The sequence below is a fragment of the Synechocystis sp. PCC 6803 substr. PCC-P genome, from assembly GCF_000284455.1.
Lineage (GTDB): Bacteria > Cyanobacteriota > Cyanobacteriia > Cyanobacteriales > Microcystaceae > Synechocystis.
Window position 1 is genome coordinate 425,567 of sequence record NC_017039.1, and the last position, 19,569, is coordinate 445,135.

Annotated in this window: 15 protein-coding genes; 6 read left to right on the forward strand and 9 right to left on the reverse strand. The window is 49.5% G+C overall.

Annotation, left to right across the window (positions count from 1 at the left end; all coding sequences use genetic code 11):
* Positions 1-3 precede the first annotated feature (3 nt).
* The 3 genes from SYNPCCP_RS02035 to SYNPCCP_RS02045 form a co-directional block, all read right to left on the reverse strand.
* The gene (locus SYNPCCP_RS02035; protein WP_010871597.1) at positions 4-2,274 is read right to left on the reverse strand and encodes a CHASE2 domain-containing protein; all 2,271 of its coding nucleotides are present in this window, start codon (positions 2,272-2,274) and stop codon (positions 4-6) included.
* A gap of 38 nt (positions 2,275-2,312) precedes the next feature.
* Entirely contained in the window at positions 2,313-3,080 is a 768-nt protein-coding gene (locus SYNPCCP_RS02040) for a DUF928 domain-containing protein (protein ID WP_010871598.1), read from the reverse strand.
* A gap of 74 nt (positions 3,081-3,154) precedes the next feature.
* Positions 3,155-4,150 (reverse strand): alpha/beta hydrolase, encoded by a 996-nt coding sequence (locus SYNPCCP_RS02045; RefSeq protein ID WP_010871599.1) that lies wholly within the window; start codon positions 4,148-4,150, stop codon positions 3,155-3,157.
* Positions 4,151-4,345: 195 nt separating this feature from the next.
* Between SYNPCCP_RS02045 and SYNPCCP_RS02050 the strand changes: the two genes are divergently transcribed.
* A complete protein-coding gene (locus SYNPCCP_RS02050) occupies positions 4,346-4,705 on the forward strand; it encodes a DUF4870 domain-containing protein (RefSeq protein WP_010871600.1) in 360 nt (119 codons plus the stop codon).
* 254 nt (positions 4,706-4,959) lie between these two features.
* Here SYNPCCP_RS02050 and ureG read toward each other — a convergent pair whose 3' ends face one another.
* Positions 4,960-5,580, reverse strand: coding sequence for an urease accessory protein UreG (ureG, locus tag SYNPCCP_RS02055; protein WP_010871601.1), 621 nt, complete (start codon positions 5,578-5,580; stop codon positions 4,960-4,962).
* Between the two features lie 305 nt (positions 5,581-5,885).
* Between ureG and rre8 the strand changes: the two genes are divergently transcribed.
* Complete coding sequence (rre8, locus tag SYNPCCP_RS02060) at positions 5,886-7,331, forward strand: high salinity-induced biofilm formation responseregulaton Rre8 (RefSeq protein ID WP_010871602.1); 1,446 nt, start codon at positions 5,886-5,888, stop codon at positions 7,329-7,331.
* Here rre8 and SYNPCCP_RS02065 read toward each other — a convergent pair.
* Complete coding sequence (locus SYNPCCP_RS02065) at positions 7,315-8,844, reverse strand: hypothetical protein (protein ID WP_010871603.1); 1,530 nt, start codon at positions 8,842-8,844, stop codon at positions 7,315-7,317. The two genes, rre8 and SYNPCCP_RS02065, sit on opposite strands and share 17 nt — an antisense overlap.
* A gap of 11 nt (positions 8,845-8,855) precedes the next feature.
* Positions 8,856-10,694 carry an SLC13 family permease gene (locus SYNPCCP_RS02070; protein WP_010871604.1) on the reverse strand — a complete coding sequence of 613 codons (1,839 nt, stop codon included), beginning with the start codon at positions 10,692-10,694 and terminating at the stop codon, positions 8,856-8,858.
* 75 nt (positions 10,695-10,769) lie between these two features.
* Between SYNPCCP_RS02070 and csaB the strand changes: the two genes are divergently transcribed.
* The 3 genes from csaB to SYNPCCP_RS02085 all read left to right on the forward strand — a co-directional run bounded on the left by csaB (position 10,770) and on the right by SYNPCCP_RS02085 (position 13,654).
* A complete protein-coding gene (csaB, locus tag SYNPCCP_RS02075) occupies positions 10,770-11,801 on the forward strand; it encodes a polysaccharide pyruvyl transferase CsaB (protein ID WP_010871605.1) in 1,032 nt (343 codons plus the stop codon).
* Between the two features lie 439 nt (positions 11,802-12,240).
* Positions 12,241-12,444, forward strand: a complete 204-nt coding sequence (locus SYNPCCP_RS02080; protein WP_010871606.1) for a DUF2949 domain-containing protein — start codon at positions 12,241-12,243, stop codon at positions 12,442-12,444.
* A 13-nt stretch (positions 12,445-12,457) separates the two neighbouring features.
* Positions 12,458-13,654, forward strand: coding sequence for a homocysteine biosynthesis protein (locus SYNPCCP_RS02085; RefSeq protein WP_010871607.1), 1,197 nt, complete (start codon positions 12,458-12,460; stop codon positions 13,652-13,654).
* A 65-nt stretch (positions 13,655-13,719) separates the two neighbouring features.
* Here SYNPCCP_RS02085 and SYNPCCP_RS02090 read toward each other — a convergent pair whose 3' ends face one another.
* Positions 13,720-14,973 carry a bifunctional oligoribonuclease/PAP phosphatase NrnA gene (locus tag SYNPCCP_RS02090; protein WP_010871608.1) on the reverse strand — a complete coding sequence of 418 codons (1,254 nt, stop codon included), beginning with the start codon at positions 14,971-14,973 and terminating at the stop codon, positions 13,720-13,722.
* A gap of 172 nt (positions 14,974-15,145) precedes the next feature.
* Positions 15,146-16,522, reverse strand: a complete 1,377-nt coding sequence (locus SYNPCCP_RS02095; protein ID WP_010871609.1) for a CHAT domain-containing protein — start codon at positions 16,520-16,522, stop codon at positions 15,146-15,148.
* Between the two features lie 177 nt (positions 16,523-16,699).
* On the opposite strand from SYNPCCP_RS02095, the gene SYNPCCP_RS02100 reads away from it, so the two are divergent.
* Positions 16,700-18,469, forward strand: coding sequence for a R3H domain-containing nucleic acid-binding protein (locus SYNPCCP_RS02100; RefSeq protein WP_010871610.1), 1,770 nt, complete (start codon positions 16,700-16,702; stop codon positions 18,467-18,469).
* Here SYNPCCP_RS02100 and SYNPCCP_RS02105 read toward each other — a convergent pair.
* Positions 18,449-19,480: a thiamine phosphate synthase gene (locus tag SYNPCCP_RS02105; RefSeq protein ID WP_010871611.1), complete on the reverse strand. Its 1,032-nt coding sequence runs from the start codon at positions 19,478-19,480 to the stop codon at positions 18,449-18,451. The two genes, SYNPCCP_RS02100 and SYNPCCP_RS02105, sit on opposite strands and share 21 nt — an antisense overlap.
* Positions 19,481-19,569 lie beyond the last annotated feature (89 nt).

The following is a 19,569-nucleotide window of genomic DNA, read 5'->3' on the forward strand; positions in this document are numbered from 1 at the left end:
AATCTAGCCCCCCTGAGCGGAAGCAATGGCCGCGGGCTGGGCCAGTGCTCCTTGGTAAAGTTGATAAAAACGCTGGGCGATGTCGGTGGGCATTGCAGAAAAATGGACGTAAAAACCGTGACTTTCCCCAGGGGCTAAGTCTAATACTTTGGCGTAGAGTGCCGGTGTTTTTCCTGGCTCTCCGTCTTCTCTCAGGTTAATTTTAATATTGGTTAGACCCTCTGGACAGTTGTGGTTTGGAGAAATCTGAATAAATCCCCCTTTAGCGGAGATTTGCTGCAACGTACCGGGAATTACTGCGTCGGTGATATGTTTTCCTTCCAAGCAGATGTATTCCAGGGATAGGGGCTGGGGGATGGGAACATATTTTTGTTCTTCCACCGCTAAGGAGAGATTATAGGGCTCCCCCACACCGGCCACGTCCCAAATGACGACGGGATCCTTCACTCCTTTGGGTTGCACGGTTCTGTTCCCGTTAACGTGAACCCGATCGCCAGCGGCCTCTAGGGTAGTGGAGGAAATGAAAATTTGTCCCCCGGTGGTGTAGGACTCAATACGATAGGTGAGGTTAACTTGTGCTCCCACCACGCCATACTTGGTGCGCTTTTCAGAACCAATGTTGCCCACTACCACTTCGCCGGTATTGATGCCAATGCCCATTTCTAAAGGTTGTAGCCCCAATCCCGTCACCTGTTGATTTACTTCCCGTAGGGCCAGTTGCATTTCCACCCCACAGGCCACCGCCCGCAGCGCGTCGTCTTGCTGGGAAGTGGGAGCCCCAAATAGCACCAAAATGCCGTCCCCCATAAATTCGTCAATGGTGCCGCCATGGTGGGTAATGACATCGGCCATTTTGCCAAAGTAGATATTTAAAACCTTAACCACTTCCTCGGGGTTTAATCCTTCGGAGGTGCTAGTAAATCCCCTTAAATCTGAAGTAAGGATAGTGATGGGACGGCGATCGCCTCCCATTTTTAGTCCTTCGGGGTTTTCCAGTAGGGTGGCCACCACTTGATCGGTCAAATAACGGCCAAAAGTGTTGCGGACTTGGACCCCAGCCCGGGCCATCCAGGTGACAATAAATACCCCCGATCCTAATAAACCCAACATGGGGGGAATAACGGGCAACCACCACCCAGCCAGCAATGCGCCATAGCTAATGGCCAGTAACGCTCCTAAGCTGCCCACAATGGCGGCGATCGGCAACCATTGCCCTCCGGAACGACGGGTAGCATAGCGTAACTGCCAGGTAATCACCGCTCCGAAAAAAGACCAGAGCCCTACCCAAAGCCATTCCACCGGTTCAGACCAACTTTTCAGGAGGGGTTGACCTTCCATGCCAGCGTTAAGGATTTGGCTGATGATATTGCCGTGGATCTCCACCCCCGGCACGGCTCTGGACAAACCAAAAGTACTGCTATTGGGGGTGAAATATAAATCCTTGAAGCTTTCCCCCACCTTACCCAAGAGGATGATTTTGCCCTTGCCCCAATCCGCCGGCAGTTTATCCTCCAACACATCAGTGAGGGAAACTTTGGGAAAAGTGGATTGATAATCAATCAGTAATTGAAAGCCCCCATCATCCGCTCGAATATAACCACCGCTGTCCGACTGGAGAGGGGAAAATGTCACTTGGTTTAGGCGAAAGTCATCACTGCCCTCCCGCACCGGTTCCGGATAAATTTTTAGGCTATCTAAAAAATGCAGAGCCAGATGTAGCCCAAAGCTGTAATGGGGTTCCCCGTCCCGCACCAAATAAATAAAGCCCCGGCGGACAATATTGTCGGCATCAATGATCAAATCATTGGCTCCGACTTGATTATTTTCCTTCAACAATGGTGGGGGATTAACGGTTTCAATGCCCGGTTTACCCGCTACCTTCTCAATGCCCACCAAATTAGGGGTACTGGTGAATACTGCCGCTAACTCGTCTGTGCCCGGTGGCATGGGTAAATCCCGGTAGAGATCCAGCCCGATCGCCGCTGGTTGTTGGGCCTTCAGCTTGGTCAGAATTTTGGCCAGCAGTTGATCATCAATGATGGGGGTGTTGAGGTAGGTGACGTCCTGTTCATCAATGCCGACAATGACAATGCGGTCATCTTCGTGCCTTGGTAAAAGCCTTACCCCAGCATCGTAGCTCTGCCATTCCAGCACCTGTAAAAGCCCTGTAAAGCGGAGCAAAATCACCATGGCCGTCACAGCAGGGGTCGCAATCCAAATACCCCGGGATTGCCAAACAAACCTTTTCCAAGCTGACGGTATGGTCCAACCCATTAATGTTCTCTGGTATTTCCTTTAGTTTTCTCCGGTGGTCAGTTAGCAGAGGCGGAAGTTTTGACCATTTGGCAACATTCCACCACGGGGGCCTCCGCCCAGGTTTTAAATCCCCCCGACTCCAGAAATTCCTGCCATTCTTCGGGTTCCTCCTTGGCGATCGCCGCTAGGGCATTCAGGGCATCCAACCACAGGCCCTGTTCCGCATAAAATGCCGCCTTTGCTAGGGAAGAATCAGGCTTAGTGGGGGAAGGAGCTAGGGGAGTATAGTTCACTGTCAGCTCCACTGTGAGATTATCTGCGGCGTTATTGGCATCACAAATAAGGGTCAAAGTAACGTTATAAAAATCATCCTTAATGGCATTATCCGGCAAGGTAACAGGGAAACGAACAATGCCCCCTTCCTTCGACACAGCGAAAGTCGTTTGATTTTGCGCCTTAGTAATGGGGTCTGCCAACTGTACCTTGGCTGTCACCTCCGACTGGGGAGGCACATAGGCATAGATAAAAGTTTCTTTGTTGGCGGTATTGTGGAAGCCGCTGCCTTGGTTATAATCACCGGGAATTAAAAGCTGAAAGGGTAAGTTAGCCTTGGTTAAACAACTACCACCGCTAGTTTGTCTGACTCCCCCACCCCCACTGGTGGCCGTTTGTCCTCGGTCAGTATTTGCTTGAGGAAACTTTAGGGCTATTAACTGGGAGGAAGATTTAACCGTGGAGCCATAGGAGGGGGAAATACCAAAGGGGAAAGCGAGGGCTAAACCCATCAATCCAGCAAAAAGTAACTTTCCTGGGCGGTTAGACATAATTAACGCTGCCTGGGCAGGACAAAGGGCAAAAACAGAGTCATTTTTACCCAAGATAACAAACTATCTACCCCTTACTTTTGTAAATGCCGGTTAAAAAATTGGCTCAGTTCCCTAAAAACCTCTGCCGATTCCGGTGTGTCAAATTCGTAGAGATATTCAGCATGGGAAAGACCTTCAAATAGCTGTAAATCCACCGGCACCTTGTTTTGTCTCAGTTTTCTTTGTAGTCGGGCCGTGTCGCTCAGCAATAAATCTCTAGTACCACTAATGAGTAGGGTAGGAGGTAAACCAGCTAAATCATTGTAAATAGGTGAAATAAGCGGATGGGTGAGGGGTAATTCTCCCGCATAAAGTCGGGCCAAACCTTCAATCAGACCGTCGTAGCTAATGGCAGTGCGGTCAACATATTCATTGGTGAAGTGGGTATCTCCAGTTTTGGTTAAATCTACCCAGGGGGACAAAGGGGCGATCGCCGCTGGTAGGGGCAAATTAAGTTGCCGCAGTTGACAAACCAGGGCTAGCAATAAACCGCCCCCCGCAGAGGTACCGAACAGGGCTAACCGATTAACATCATGGGTTTTCACCAACTCCTGCCACATGACCAAAGCATCTTCCAATGCCGCTGGAAAAGGGTAATTGGGTGGCTGACGGTAATCAATACTAATTACTCCCACCTGACCGTAGTGGGCCGCTAAGACTGCTTCCCCCGTCCCCAGTTCTCCGCCGGCCAAAGCGTAACCGCCCCCGTGGAGATGCACCCAAATTCTTTGGCTATTTTCCGGACTAATGATTGGAGGAGTCACTCGATAAACATTTACCCCGGCGATGCTTTTCTTGGTCAACGTCACCGGAAATTGTTGCCGTAATTTTTGCCATAAAACTTGGCTAGCTTGGTCATAGGCGGCAATGAGAGTTTGCCAGGCTGGTTTATCCTCCAGAGGCGGGATATTTTTGATTGCTTCCATGGCCCCTTGCAACGATTGGGCGATCGCCTTTTTTAAGGCTGGGCTAACGCTGGCCGGTACGGGCAAGGAACGGGACGGCAATGGGCGAGGGGCATAAACCATGGTTTGGTCAGAAACAAAACAATTTTTCTATTAAGTTTTATCAAGCTTAATGGCAAAATTTAACTTTAAAATTAACTTCAAAATCTGTTGGACATAATGGCGTAACTTAAACTGGGGATAAACCAGCTTTGGCTATGGAAAAGTCTCTGTACAATGGTCCAATGTTAACCAAATATACACAGTGGAATACCAATTATGACTAACCAACCCAACCAAGTGGATCCAGAAAGCAGAAATTGGGCCATGATCGCCCATCTGAGCACCTTTGCCGGCTACTTGATCCCTTTTGGTAACATCATCGGTCCTTTGGTGGTGTGGCTAATGAAAAAAGATGAGTCCGAATTTGTTAATGATCAGGCTAAGGAAGCGTTAAATTTCCAAATTAGTATCTTAATTTATGTGATTGTTTCCGCCGTCTTGATTCTCTTATTAATTGGCATTCCCCTTTTAATTGGTGTTTTGATTTTTGACTTAGTAGTAACAATTATGGCGGCCATTAAAGCCAATGAAGGAATCCGGTACCGCTATCCCCTCAAAATCACCTTTATCAAATAGTTGCTCAACAAATAAGTAGATTAACTGATGACTTATCAGCAGCTTGTTGACTGTCGGTTAAAGTTTACTTAAGTCTTTGAACTACTAGCGTTAGAACTTATTTGAAAAGTTTTATTCTGCCCCCTAAATCTCCTCACTAAAGCTCCGGCAATACTGGGGGTCTTTTGTAAGAGTTCCCCCCTTTCTAAGGGGGGCTAGGGGGGATTAAACAGCCAAAACTCAACTTTTTAAAAAGGCTCTTAAGCTTGAATTAATTAACTTGCCAAAACCTTAGTTGGTAAATAATGTTCAACAAAATCTACCACGGTACTTAATCCAGTGGCTGTTTTCAAGTTAGTAAAGACAAAGGGTTTTTCCCCCCGCATTTTTTTTGCATCCCGATCCATGATTCCCAAATCTGCCCCCACCATCGGTGCTAAATCAATCTTATTAATCACCAATAAATCTGATTTGGTAATGCCTGGGCCGCCCTTACGGGGAATTTTGTCCCCCGCCGCTACGTCAATGACATAGAGGGTTAAATCCACCAATTCCGGGCTAAAGGTGGCTGCTAAATTATCTCCCCCACTCTCCAAAAACACCATATCCAGGGGCATAAAACGGGCCTCTAAATCGGCGATCGCCGCTAGGTTGAGACTAGCATCTTCTCGAATGGCCGTGTGGGGACACCCTCCAGTTTCTACCCCAAGGATGCGATCGGGGGTGAGGGCTTCCGCTCGGACTAAAAATTGGGCATCTTCCTGAGTGTAAATATCGTTAGTGACCACAGCCAATTGATATTTTTGCCTCAAGGCTTTGCAGAGGGCTTCCAAAAGGGCCGTTTTGCCAGAGCCCACAGGGCCAGCAATGCCAATGCGGAGGGGAGTTTGAGCCATGGTACTAAATGGTACTAACAGGAAAAAAATATGAAGATAGGCTTTCAGTGTACCGTCTAATTTATATTTTCTTCCGTTGATTTGCCGGGGCAGGGTTGGTTAGGCCGATGTTAGAATTTATTTATGGGCAAAAGTTCTGTATCTCTCTCAATGCTTTGTCGCAAGGGCTTTTAGTCGCTGAGAAAACTCCAGAAATTTTGAACTCCCTAAGCCTCACTATCAGATAATTTCAGCGTTCTGAGAAAGTTTCTTGCCTACCGCCATTACCCCAGCTAACCCCTACTTCGGAATATCTGCGAACTTTTGTGACTTTTTACCAGCGCAGACTGCACGTTTTACTGATTGAAGATCAGCAATGCCAGGTGGAATTGCTCAAGGTTTTACTGGAAAGTCAATCTTTTTTTGCGGTACAGCTCCAGGTGACCCGGACCCTAGCCCAGGGCGTTAATCGCCTCCAGAGTGGTATTTTCGACACCATTTTACTAGATTTATTTTTACCCGATGGCCAGGGGATTGAAGCCTTGAGGACCGTGCAGAAGTTTGCGCCCCATATTCCCATTATTGTGCTAACGGCGGCCACAGACTTAAACATGGGTTTGGCGGCCTTACAAAAGGGAGCGGAGGATTATTTAGTTAAGGAACACCTGCGGGAAAGTCAGATTGCCAAATCAATTCTCTATGCTTTGGAAAGGAAAAAAGCTCGGCGAGAATTGCAGGTACAGATTGAACGGGAACGATTAATGGCCCGCATTCTGGAAGAAATTCGCCAGTCCTTGGATTTATCGGTTATTTTGCAGACCACTGTGGATGAGGTACGTAAATTTCTCCAGGCAGACCAAGTGGTTATTTACCGTTGCTATTCCCCCAGGGCAAGCAGAATTCTGGTGGCGGCCCCGAGTTCTTCCCTCCCAGCCAATGGCGATCGCCGTCATATCCCCGAGCGGGGACCGGATTCCAACGGTGAACCAACGGAACCGATTCCTTGCCAAACTATCAATTCCCTCCGTCAACTTCCCCTGGACGAAATAACCTTGGGGCCCAGGGCTAAAGACGGGGTGCTTATAATCCCTATCCGGCCCCAAAAGCCCCATCAAGAGGATTGCCTTTGGGGGCAATTGGTTGTCCGGGTCGGAGACCAAAAACGGTCATGGTTGCCCTGGGAAATAGAATTTTTGTGCCATCTCAGCAGTCAAGTGGCGATCGCCATTCAACAATCGGCCCTATTTGCCCAAGTGCATTACCTAGCTAACATGGATGGGCTCACAGGCATTGCTAATCGCCGCTATTTAGACCACTTTTTAGAGCAACAATGGCAAAAATTGGCCAAGCATCATCAATATCTCAGTTTAATTTTGTGCGACATCGATTTTTTTAAACAATATAACGACACCTATGGTCATTTAGAAGGGGATGAATGCTTAAAAAAAGTAGCCAATTTGCTCAAAAAAGTAATGCGTCGGGGAACGGATTTAACGGCCCGTTATGGGGGGGAAGAATTCGCCCTGGTATTACCCCAAACCAACAAGCAAGGCTGTCAAAATGTGGTAATTCATCTCCAAAGTGTGTTTAAACAGGCCCAAATTCCCCACCGCAGTTCCATTATCCAACCCTATCTCACCCTCAGCATTGGTAGTGCCACCATGGTGCCGCTCCCTAATGTACCACCAAAACAGTTAATTGACTGGGCAGATCAGGCTTTATTTAAAGCGAAAAAAGCTGGTCGTAACTGTCACTTTAGTTTTGCCGATTAATTTGGTAAAGATAATACTGCTCTTCTTGAATAAAGCTATGGCGAAATTCTGCCAAGGGAGTAATGCTTAAACCGGGCTGGCTTACTTCTAAAGGAGTGTTTAAAATCAGAATTATCGGTGGGCTTAGCTTAAGTCCCAATTGTTGATCAATTTGTTGCAAAATTTGCTGTTGATTCACTTCCTGTCGTTCGGCGGTAAAAATCACAAAACTACCTAAAGCGCGACTTTCTGGATAATAAATTTTTCTGTTTAAGTGGGCAGCAATGGGACTGGCCATAAAATCGTTACTGCCTACTAAAGTTGCTTCTTGTAGGCCTTGATCAACTAAATAATTGGCCACTGCTCGACTAGCAGAATAGGGCAAAAGTAAGTCCCTGCCGTATCCTACTAAACCGCCGATTAATTGACAAACTAAAATTAAAGTAAATAAATAAGGGACTAGTTTTTGACTCCATTGTTTAGCCCTAGATAGAACTTTTTCTTTCAACAGGGGATTGGGAGAGAGGTAAAACTTCAACCAATAACTAGCAATTAAAACCAAATATAGACTGCCAAAATGCCGAGGAGCTCCCAAAAATCTACCGTAGGTAAATAGTAAAATAGCGCCACTGCCCAACCAATAAAATAATAAAATCAGTGGATAATCGCTAAAATATAAGGACCAAATTGTGAACAGGATGAGGGAAAAAATGCTGAAAATTCCCAGATCCAACGGTCGGCGATCGGAAGGGACTAAAATCGTAATGTAACCATTCCAAACTCGGCTCAATGCTTGCCCTAAACGATACCAATCCCATTGCAAAATCCATTGGTCTGCCCCACCATGGAGGGTGCTGTCCCCTGGTTGTACCATTACCACCACCGACAGGGCCACAGCCGCAGCGAAGAATAAAATACTAAGCAACCTGTCCCACCAAGGGGCCTGTAACGTCACTCCCAAGGGTTTTTGCCAAATCCATTCCCCCCCCAAGGCGATCGCCAAGCAGACACTAATCATGAGGGCATAGGCATTGCTGTTGGCCATGAAGGCTAAACAGAAAGCCAGAGGTAAATAGGTTTGCTTTCTGCGGGGAAATAGGGCACAAAAGGCGAACAATCCCAGTAATCCCAACGCATAGTTACGACTGATCAGTAAATATTCATAAAAAGGCAAATAGCCAAGGGAGAAAATTAACTTTTGCCAACGGGGAAAGGGGCTGTAACGCAGAAAAACGGCGATCGCCGCCATGGCCAGAGCGAGATGAAATAGCTGCATGGCCAGCAAGTTGGGGGTCAGTTGATTCAACAACCAGAGCAACCCATACCAAAGCAGGGGATGGCCTTCGTAGCGCACATTACGCCAAAAATCAGCAAAATCAACACTATCCCGGCCAATTAGCCAGCCATTGACCTCATCCCGCCAAGGAGCATGGTTTAACGTCCCTATCAGCCCCAGGCAAAAAATGCCCAGCCAGAGCCACCATTCAAAGTGCGGCAGGCGATCGAGACGATGGGCAAGATTTAGTTTGGCCATGGAGAAGGGGTTTAATTTGTTGGCTGGACACCGTAAATCAGCATTACCAATAGGGGTGTGGCTAGGGTGAGGATAACAGTCAAAGGAGCGCCAATGCGGGCAAAATCTGTAAAACGGTAACCCCCAGGGCCATAGACCATGGTGTTGGTTTGGTAGCCAATGGGGGACATAAAGCTATTGGAAGCGGCAAAGGTAACCACAAACATAAACGCTAACGGATTTAAACCCAAGCTTTGGGCCACTTGGAAGGCAATGGGTAACATCAACACCACGGTGGCATTGTTGGACAAAATTTCCGTTAGCAGAGCTGTGGCAAGATAAAACAAGAGCAATAGAGCGTAGCCAGAAAGGTGGCCTCCTGCATCGGCCAAAAAGCTAGCAAACCAGGCGGTGGTGCCGGAATTTTCCATGGCAGTGCCTAGGGGAATTAACCCTGCCAACAGAAAAATCACATCCCAACGGATAGCACCATAAATTTCCCCCGGCTTCAGGCAACCACTAATCACCATGGCCATTACCCCGGCCCAACTGGTGACGCTAATGGGCAAAATATCCAATCCTGCGATGACAATGACCAAAGCCACAATGGCGATCGCCGTTTTGGCCTTATCAAGACGGAGATTATCCAAGGGTTTTTCTTCCAATACCAACAATTCCCTAGTAGTCTGCAAACCAAGGAAACTTTCCCTAGGTCCCTGGAGTAGTAGTAAATCGCCAAACTTGAGGCGCACCTTTCCCAAGCGCTGGCGAATTAATTCCTCCCCCCGGCGAATGGCAATCACTGTGGCGTTATAGCGTTGACGAAAGCGTAAATCCTTCAGGGTGGAACCAATTAAACGGGAGTTAGAGAGAATTAACACCTCCGCCACCTTTTCTTCGGAAGATTCCAGAGGCCCTGCATTATTGGTTTCGGCGCTAACAAATTGCACATCGGCCAGGATTTCAATACCTCGTTCGTCCTTAATTCTGAGTAAATCTTCCCGCCCCGCCCGCACCAGCAAAATATCCCCCATGGTCAACACCCGATCCGCCAACGGTTGGGGAAAATGGGTATCGTTATGGATAATTTCCAACACATCAATGTCAAATTTACGCTGAATTTCGCTCTGCCGCAGGGTTTGACCAATCAGGCTAGAACGGGGAGGAATAATAATTTCGCTGACATAGTCTTTAATTTGATACTCCGCCGCCACATTGCCATCGGAAATATTACGTCTAGCCGGTAAGAGTATCGGGGCCGCTAGGACAATGTAGATCAAACCAACACTGAAAGTGAGTAAGCCCAGGGGAGTGAATTGGAAAATGCTAAACCCCTGGCCAGTCAATTTTTCTGCCAAACCGCTGGCAAGAATATTGGTGGAAGTACCCAGGAGGGTAATCATTCCCCCCAGAATGGTGGCGTAGGAGAGGGGAATTAATAGTTTGGAAACGGAGATTTGTCTTTGCCTGGCCCACTCTTCAATGATGGGCAAAAAGATCGCCACGATCGCCGTGTTGTTGAGAAAGGCAGAGCTGGGGCCGACGATAAACCCCATCAGTAAAAGTTGTCTGCGTAAACTATCGCCGCCAAATTTGATCAGGCTATCGCGAATAATTTGGATAATGCCGGTGCGGGTAATGCCGTAGCTTAAAATAAACATGGCCATGATGGTGACGGTGGCGGAATTGCTAAACCCCGCAATCCCCTCCGTGGGGGTGACCAAACCCAACACCATTAAAATTACAGCCACCAGAATGGCGGTGGTGTCGATGGGTAACCACTCCAACACAAACATCACCAGCGCAAAAACAATAACTGCCAGAGTGAGGGGAATTTGATAGTCTGCCAGCCAGGTTTGCAAAAAGGCCATAGTTATCCCAAAAGATGATTAAACAAATTCTTCCCCATTGCCAGCGAGTTCACAAGAGGAAATAGTCCGATAACAATGCGTGTCATTCTGTGTGGTTACTACGGCCAAGACAATGCTGGGGATGAAGCCCTTTTAGTCTGTTTGCTGCAAATGCTTCCTGCGACGGTGGAGCCAGTGGTGCTCTCCGCCAATCCCCAGGTCACCACAGCGAGATACGGTGTTAAAGCCCACTACAACCGAGACTGGGGCAAAATTTGGCAGCTTTTGGGTCAATGTGACGGTTTTATCTGGGGGGGAGGCAGTTTGATGCAGGATGTGACCAGCGTGGTTAGTCCCCTATACTACGGTGGTTTGATGGCGATCGCCCAGATGCGGCGTTTAAAAACCATTGCCTGGGCCCAGGGCATTGGCCCCCTTAGAAGGCCGCCGTTGCGCTGGTTTACCCAACAGGTGCTCCGGGGTTGTAGCGGCATCAGCGTACGGGATCAAGCTTCTTTGCAATTAGTTAAACAATGGGGCTTAAAGGCTTTTTTAGCGGCGGATCCGGTGTGGTCTTTAGCCGCTGAAAATGCGTCTTCTTCCCCCAGCCCTTTGCCCATGGTGGCGGTGAATTTGCGGGCCCATCCTTTGTTAACCTTGGAACGCTTGGCGGTCATTACCGAAGCCCTAAGGGATTTTCAACACCAGACCCAAACCCATGTGCGGCTCATTCCCCTACAAAAATCCCAGGATTTGGCCATTGCCGAAGCGATCGCCGTGGAATTGCCGGGGAGTCATGAAATTCTTTACCGCCCCGACCCCAGGGAATGTAAAGGTTTGTTCCGGGGGGCGGAATTCACCATTGGCATGCGGCTCCACAGTTTAATCATGGCCGCGGCGGAGGGCAGTGCCTGCTTTGCCCTTAGTTATGACCCTAAAGTTAGTCGTTTAATCGCAGAGGTGGGACTACCGGGCCGGGAATTGGCGGATTTACCCAGGGATAGCAACGAACTCAGCCAGGTTTGGCAGGGACATTTCCGGCAAAGACAACCCTCTACCGGGGTAGAGTTCTTGCAAAAATCTGCCCTTCAGCATCAAACTTTGTTGCAGAAAATTTTTGTTGACTAGCTTTTCGGGTGGGAGTGTGGTATCTATAATAGCCCGAGGCAAAACATTGCCTATTTCACCAGCCTTACTGCGGAACCTTAAGCTTTATTTAACTATTGCGGTGGTTCCAAAGCCCGAATATATCGCAAGATAGATTGCAAGCAGATGGGACTGTCCTAGGCTATTACATAACCTGTGGTCTGCCTGAATTTGTCTACGGGACTTCAGTCCTAGAATGGTTGCAAAGTTTTAGTTGCTCGGACTGGGCTCCATTGTTGCCCCTGGCCGAAACCGCCGATGTTTGGGTGTGTGGAATAAAAAGTTAGTCCTCCTATCCATTGTCATTCAGCGACGACGGAGTTGGACGGATTGTTGCAATGGCCGTAGTGAGAATTTTGGCTGAGCTTAGCTAGCCAACCCGAAATAGAGTCCAAATTTTATAAATTTTTTTCCGTCCCCCATGAGTCAAACTAACTACTATCAGAATCTTTTAAATTTTCTCCGCCAAGACCTTTCCCTGCCGGCAGAATCCCTGGCGATCGCCGAGCGCACCGCTTGCAACGCCATTGACAATAGTAACAATCTACCCATTATTCTCTGGCAGTATGGGCTAATTAGTTTGGAAGAATTAGACCGGATTTTCGACTGGCTCGAAAAGTTTTAGTAGGGCCATCGCCATGGCGACGATCGCCGAGATTAATGACAAACTCCGCCGGGGTAAAGCTACGGTTTGGACGGCAGAACAGGTTAAAGCCCAGGTGGCAGAACTGGGGGTGGCCAAGGTGGCGGCCATGGTAGACGTGGTCTGCACAGGAACTTTTGAACCAATGGAATCCTCCGGGGCGGTGATCAACCTTGGACAAACGGACCCGCCGATTAAAATTCGTCAATGCTGGCTAGATGGCATTCCGGCCTACGCTGGCTTTGGAGCAGTGGATTTATATTTAGGAGCAACAGCGGCGGCAGACATTACCAACACTGGCGATAATCCCAACGAAGGGGACGGGGTGGCGGAAAGGGGCGGCGGCCATATCATTGAAGATCTCATTGCTGGTAAGAGTATTCCCCTGCGGGCTGTGGGCCAGGGCACCGACTGCTATCCCCGCACTACCTTGGAAACGGTGATTAGCACCGACCGAATTAATCAGTTCTACCTCTACAATCCCCGCAATCTTTACCAAAATTTTATCGTGGGCGTCAACGGTGGCGATCGCCTGTTATACACTTACCTGGGGCCCCTGCAACCCCGCTTGGGCAATGCGGTTTATTCCAACCCAGGCGCCATTGGTCCCCTGTTTAACGATCCTCTCCTCCAGGCGATCGGCATTGGCACCAAAATCTTCCTGGGGGGCGGTGTCGGTTACATTGCCTGGGAAGGCACCCAACATTTTCCTCTGCAAAAACGTTTGCCCAACCACACCCCCATCGGCCCGGCGGCTACCCTAGCCCTCATTGGGGATGCCAAACAAATGGATGCCCATTGGGTGCGAGGTTGTTATCTAAAAAACTATGGTCCTTCTTTAATGTTGGGGGTGGGGGTGCCCATTCCTGTGTTGAATGAACAGGTAATTGAGCAATGTGCTGTCAAAGATGAGGACATCGTGGCTCCGGTGGTGGATTTTTCCATTCCCCGTCGGGTCAGGCCCACCTTTGGTTTGGTTACCTACGGCCAACTCAAAAGCGGCAAAATTACCATCGAAGGCAAAACGGTGCGGGTGGCTCCCTTGGCCAGCATTGCCCGCTCCAGGGAAGTGGCGGAAACCCTCAAAGCTTGGCTAGACGCTGGCACCTTTGCCCTCACGGAACCGGTGGCTCCCCTGCCCACCGACCGCATGTTTCTCGCCCAGGACCCCATCGGCAATTTGTCGATTTAGGTTAACCATGGTTTGGTTTGAAAAAAATGAATTTTCCCTAGAGTGCAATCAAGTCTTAGCTGAAATTAAGAATGCACCACCCGATGGTCTGGGTTAATTAAGCGGAAAAACTTTTGCTTCAACTGGCGATCGAACACTTCCCATTTGAGTTTGGTATATTCCGCCTGGTCATTGCATCCTGTTAGGAAGCCCACCGGAATTTCAAAGCCGCCGGCCATATCCCGGCCACCGCCATAGTAGCGTCCTGTACCATCCATGCCGAGACTATCTTTTAAAAATTCATCGGGGTCTAGGGTCAACTTATTGGTGCGGAGGGAACCAATGACCAACTCAATATCATTGGCCCGGTCATGGACAATACCGTAAACCAAAGCAGTGTGTACGTTCTCCTCTGAAACCAAAAAGTCCGCCGCTTGGGGAATGGCGTCCCGTTCTTCGTAGCGGAGATAACCTACCCCCGCCAAAGAAAAGTTATTTTGTACGACTCGGTTTTGCAAAGACCGCTCTATTACTTCCATCACCCGTTTGGAGCGGGCTGATTGTAACACCGCATTGAGTAACTGGGCATCATAAATGCGACTGAGGTAGGCTGCCGCCATAAACTCCGCTTCCTGGGCCTGAAGTAAATTGATGGTGTCAGAACGCAGTCCATGCATCAAGGCCGTGGCGCATTTTACGTGGGTGGGGTTACTGCTGTTGAAATCCAACATGCCCCCCTGGAGATATTCCGTCAAAATGGTGGCAGTGGAACGACTGCTGGGACGAATATCCACAAAGGCACCTTCCGCTTCTACCTCGTCCTGCGGACTATGGTGATCAATAATCACCACAACGGGAATATTAGCTTCCTGTACTAAAGGCATCAGTTGACTATTGGTGCCCTGGCTATCCACCAGCACACAGCCTTGGTAATCAGAGAGGTCAATATCCTTGAGCATTTGCGGCCCCCAGCGCTTGGCAGGCAGGCCGGTTAACTTCACTAAAGCAATATTTTCCTGGTGGGAAAGGGTGCCTGCATAGACAATATCGCACTGAATTTCGTACTGGGCTGCAATCAGTTGAAATGCCCAGGCACTAGAGAGAGCGTCAGGGTCAGGAAAGTCCTGGATGACCAAAATCAACCGTTGCCCCTGGTGCCCTTCCAAGTGATGCTGGAGTTTGATAATTTGGGCTGTGTTAGCGGCGGGGATACGGGGAGAGACGACGTCGGCGGAGGCAATACTCCTCTGGGCGCTGATCTGCTGAGGGGAAGAAACAATGCTGGATTCCGGGACAGAAAGAGAAGGACTGTTACCAGGCTGGGAGGAAACAGAAGCCATTGCCAAAAACTAAGATAGGAGAGGGTATTAAATAGATCATAACATTGAGTCCAAACACCCCCATCCATGGGTGGAATCTGTCAGGTTCCAACCATTTTCCCCCTGGAGTGACAGAGGAAATTATCAGGAAATAAATGGGTTACCGATGCTCACTAAGATGCTTACTAAATAGTTACCAAGGACTACTAAGCATAGTGAAGGATGCCCAGTAGTAAGGAGCCGAAAAATTCGTTTGCCCCAGATTGATTAGGGATGGGGGTAAGGCGATCGCCCCCCGGGAAATGCCCGATTGTTCCAGTCCAGCAGTTAATTCTCCTCGGAGCATTTTCAGTTGGGCTTGGCGCAGGGCTTCGGCCTTGGTGGAAGTTTGACCCAATTGACGGTAGAACTCAGTCATCAGCACTAGGGTAGCAGCATCGTCTACGTTCCAAAAACTGGCGACGGCCGATTTAACCCCGGCTTTGAGGGCTAGGCCAGCAAAACCCAGTTCCGCTTGGTCGTCCCCGAGGGCGGTTTGGCAAGCACTGAGCACCAATAATTCCACCGCTGAAGATTGCCAATTTATTTGACTGACTTTGTTTAAAGCCAATTTATCGTTCCAAAATTCGATATAGGAGTTGGCTGGTTTACCGGAGCGGAAGGAAGAATGGGTGGCTAAATGAACAATGCTGGGACGTTTTTGCTCTAGCTCCTTTTGCAGGCGATCGACCGTAAAATCCTGGTTGAGGAAGGTTTCTGCCTGCCAACGGTCTGCCGCCGGACGATTGATTGCCATTTCCCAGACAATATTTTCCAATTCCACTGGCACTGCCGGCAAAGGACTTTGGTCAGCAAACTCCGATGCCCCCATGGCCAAAATATTGCCGGGCTGGAGTGGTTTATAGTTACTGTCAATTAAATTGAAAGCCGGAATGTTGGTCAGGCTATATTTCTCCAGGAGATATTCCTCCCCATCAAATAGGGCCGCCATGGGTAAACCCCGCACCCCATTGCCCAGACAAAAGAGCAGGGTGTCAATGCCTTGGGCTTCTAGGGTTTCAGCATAGGGGGCAATAATCCATTGGTACAATTGCTGGGATGCCTCCCGGCGATTGACGGTTTGGGAGAGTTGCAATTCCCGCTGAAAAGTTGACACCACAGGCCTTAATACCGCCTCCGGTACGTCATGCAAATCCACCACAATGGGGTCTAGGTCAGGGGTGACTAGTACTAAATGTAAAAATTCTTTTTCCGGAATAATCCACAACACTGCTGGTTTTTTGCCGGTTTCTGCCGTGATTTTCTGCAGAGTAAGGGCAATATCTTCTGGGGTTTGGGTCACTTCGGCCAGACTTTCACCAAAATAGGCGGCAAACTCCTGTTCCCGGGCTTTTTCCATGGCGACAATTTTTTCGCTCAGGGTTTGGGCAAAGGCGGGGGCCATACTGAAACTAGCCAAGGTCAATCCCATGCCCACCGCCATCAATTTGTTCAGCAAAGATCTCGACAAACCCCGGCGATCGCCAGAAGCTGATTGGCCCATAGCCCTGCTGTGTGTGGTAGTTTTCATTTTTAGTCCCCTTGGTTTGGGGCGATTCCTGATTAAGATTTTCTTTGACTACGGTGGGAATCACTACCCTTCAACATTACTAGTTGATTTTCCCAGAAATTATGCCAATTCTGGAGATTCCTTTGTTATCTTCGTAGGTAATTAGAAAATTCTATAAACCCAGCCCTTACCATCATAATGTCGGAACTTAGCCTGGCCCATCAGGATTACCCCGTTGACGACCTCGAACAATTATTAAGTATTCTGCCCAAACCCATCCAAGCCATCATCGCCGAACACCCCCAGCGGCAACAGTTAGTGGAAGTAGTCATGGACCTAGGGCGCTTACCGGAAGCACGTTTTCCCGGCACTGCAGTCTATTTGGGCCATGAACCGATCGCCAAGGAGGATTTACAGTACGCCATTGACCGGGTAGGGCTATTTAGCAGTGATAACCGGGCTGGCATTGAAAGGACCCTGCACCGCATCAGTGCCATCCGCAACCGCACCAACGAAATTATCGGCTTGACCTGTCGGGTAGGCCGGGCGGTGTTCGGCACCATTAACCTCATCCAAGACCTGGTGGAAACAGGGGAATCGTTACTGCTGCTCGGGCGACCGGGGGTGGGAAAAACCACTGCCCTACGGGAAATTGCCCGGGTACTAGCGGATGATTTGCACAAACGGGTGGTGATCATCGACACTTCCAACGAAATTGCTGGGGACGGGGACATTCCCCATCCGGCGATCGGTCGGGCCCGGAGAATGCAGGTGGCTAGGCCAGAACTGCAACATCAGGTGATGATTGAGGCAGTGGAAAACCATATGCCGGAAGTGATCGTCATCGACGAAATTGGTACGGAATTGGAAGCTTTAGCTGCCCGCACCATTGCCGAACGGGGAGTGCAGTTGGTGGGCACAGCCCACGGTAACCGTCTAGAAAATTTGATTAAAAATCCCACCCTTTCCGACCTGGTGGGGGGTATCCAAGCAGTGACTCTTGGGGATGAGGAAGCCCGGCGGCGGGGTTCCCAAAAAACTGTGCTGGAAAGGAAAGCTCCCCCGACTTTTTCCATGGCGGTGGAGATGTTGGAGCGGCAAAAATGGACTATCCACAGCGATGTGGCCTTGACCATTGATAATCTGTTGCGGGGCCGGCCTCCGGTGGAACAGTTGCGGTATATGAATGAGCAAGGGGAGCTACAAATCGAAACGGTGGAAGCCCAGCCCCAGGAAAGAACGCCCCAACCCCCTCCCTATTTTTCCTTGGGTTTAGTGGACGATCGACAGTTGCGCCCAAGACCTACGGGTTTACGTTCCACTGGGCGGATGAAACCCCAAGCTCCCCTCCATGCCAACGCTGACCAAGTGCGAGATTTTGAGCGGTTACTGGAGCAGTCCTGGCAACAGTGGGAAGGAGATGATGAACCAAAGATCCGGGTGCCGGGGCCCAACGGCGAAGATTTACCGGTTTATGTTTATCCCTATGGCGTCGGGCGATCGCAGTTAGACCAGGTGATTGATATCTTGCAATTACCGGTGGCGGTTACCAAGGATGTACACCAGGCCGATGCAGTGTTAGCCCTGCGTTCCCACGTCAAGGGCAACCAAAAATTACGACAGATGGCCAAGGGCATCCAGGTGCCTATTTATGGGGTTAAATCCAACACCATTCCCCAAATTAGCCGGGCCCTGAAACGGATTTTGGGCATGGATGAACCCCACAAAGCCGAAGCGGCGGATCTACGTTTGTTCACCCGCAGTGGCAGTAACGACGAATTGGAAGCGCTGGAGGAAGCCAGGTTAGCTGTGGAGCAAATTGTCATTCCCACAGGGCAACCGGTGGAGCTGCTACCCCGATCGCCCCATGTGCGGAAAATGCAACATGAACTGGTGGAACATTACCGTTTGCAGTCGGATAGCTTTGGCGATGAACCCAACCGTCGCCTAAGGATTTATCCTGCTTAGTTGGGTTAACAGTTGCGCTGTGGCCTGGGTGGGATTGGTGGTCTCCATGATGGCCCGGACGATCGCCACCTGGGTTGCCCCGGCCTCCATTACTTCCCCTAAGTTCTCCCCGTCAATGCCGCCAATGGCAAACCAAGGGACCGGAGAGTTGGTGACCGCATACTGCACATACTCCAAACCAGCGGGTTTTTTCCCAGCTTTAGTAGGAGTGGCATAGACAGGGCCCACGCCAATGTAGTCTGCTCCTTCGGCGATCGCCTTGGCCATTTCTTCTGGATTGGTGGTGGAGCGACCAATGATTTTATCAGGGCCCAATAGTTGACGAGCCACCGCTATGGGTAAATCCTGCTGTCCCAAATGCACCCCATCGGCATCCACCGCTAGGGCTAAATCGACCCGGTCGTTGACTAGAAACAGCGCTTCATACTGTCGGCACAATTCCCGTAAATCCTTAGCCCGTTGCCACCGTAACTGATCCTCCGCATCTTTATCCCGGTACTGGACTAACTTTAATCCCCCTTGCAGAGCCGCTTCCACTGTAGCTAGCAGATTTTCCTGGGGAGAAGTGACTAGGTAAAGGGAACATTGTTGCAATCTTTGTACTAATTTGGATCCCAACAACCCACTTTCCAAGGCATAAACCCGATAGCGTAACTGCTTACAACAGGCTCCCATGGCCGGGTCTCGCAGTTTGCCGTACTCCTCCAGCACCCTTAACGCCTCTTCTACCCGACAGAGATTGGCTTGTAACAGAGCTCGCACATCAGTACGCAGAGCTTCCTGGGCATGGGTCAACTGGGTGCCCACATCATTAGGGGTGTCCCGGGCCGCCCGCAGATCATCCTGGTGCCAAGGAGCCAAAGCTTGCCGCAGTTGTTTACATTCCTCCGCCAGTTCCCGATTTTCCAGGGCAAAACGACACCATTCCTCCACCGTCCGCAACCCTTCCCGGGCCCGGTTCAAATTGGCATCCAAAATTCTGGCGATCGCCGTGGGGGAAGCTTGTTGCATCTGTTTAACTTAGATAGGAAAAAAGGAGATTTTTGCCATATTTGCCCCTCAAATTGACACAAAGGCAACTCTTTTGGCCAAATCCAGCA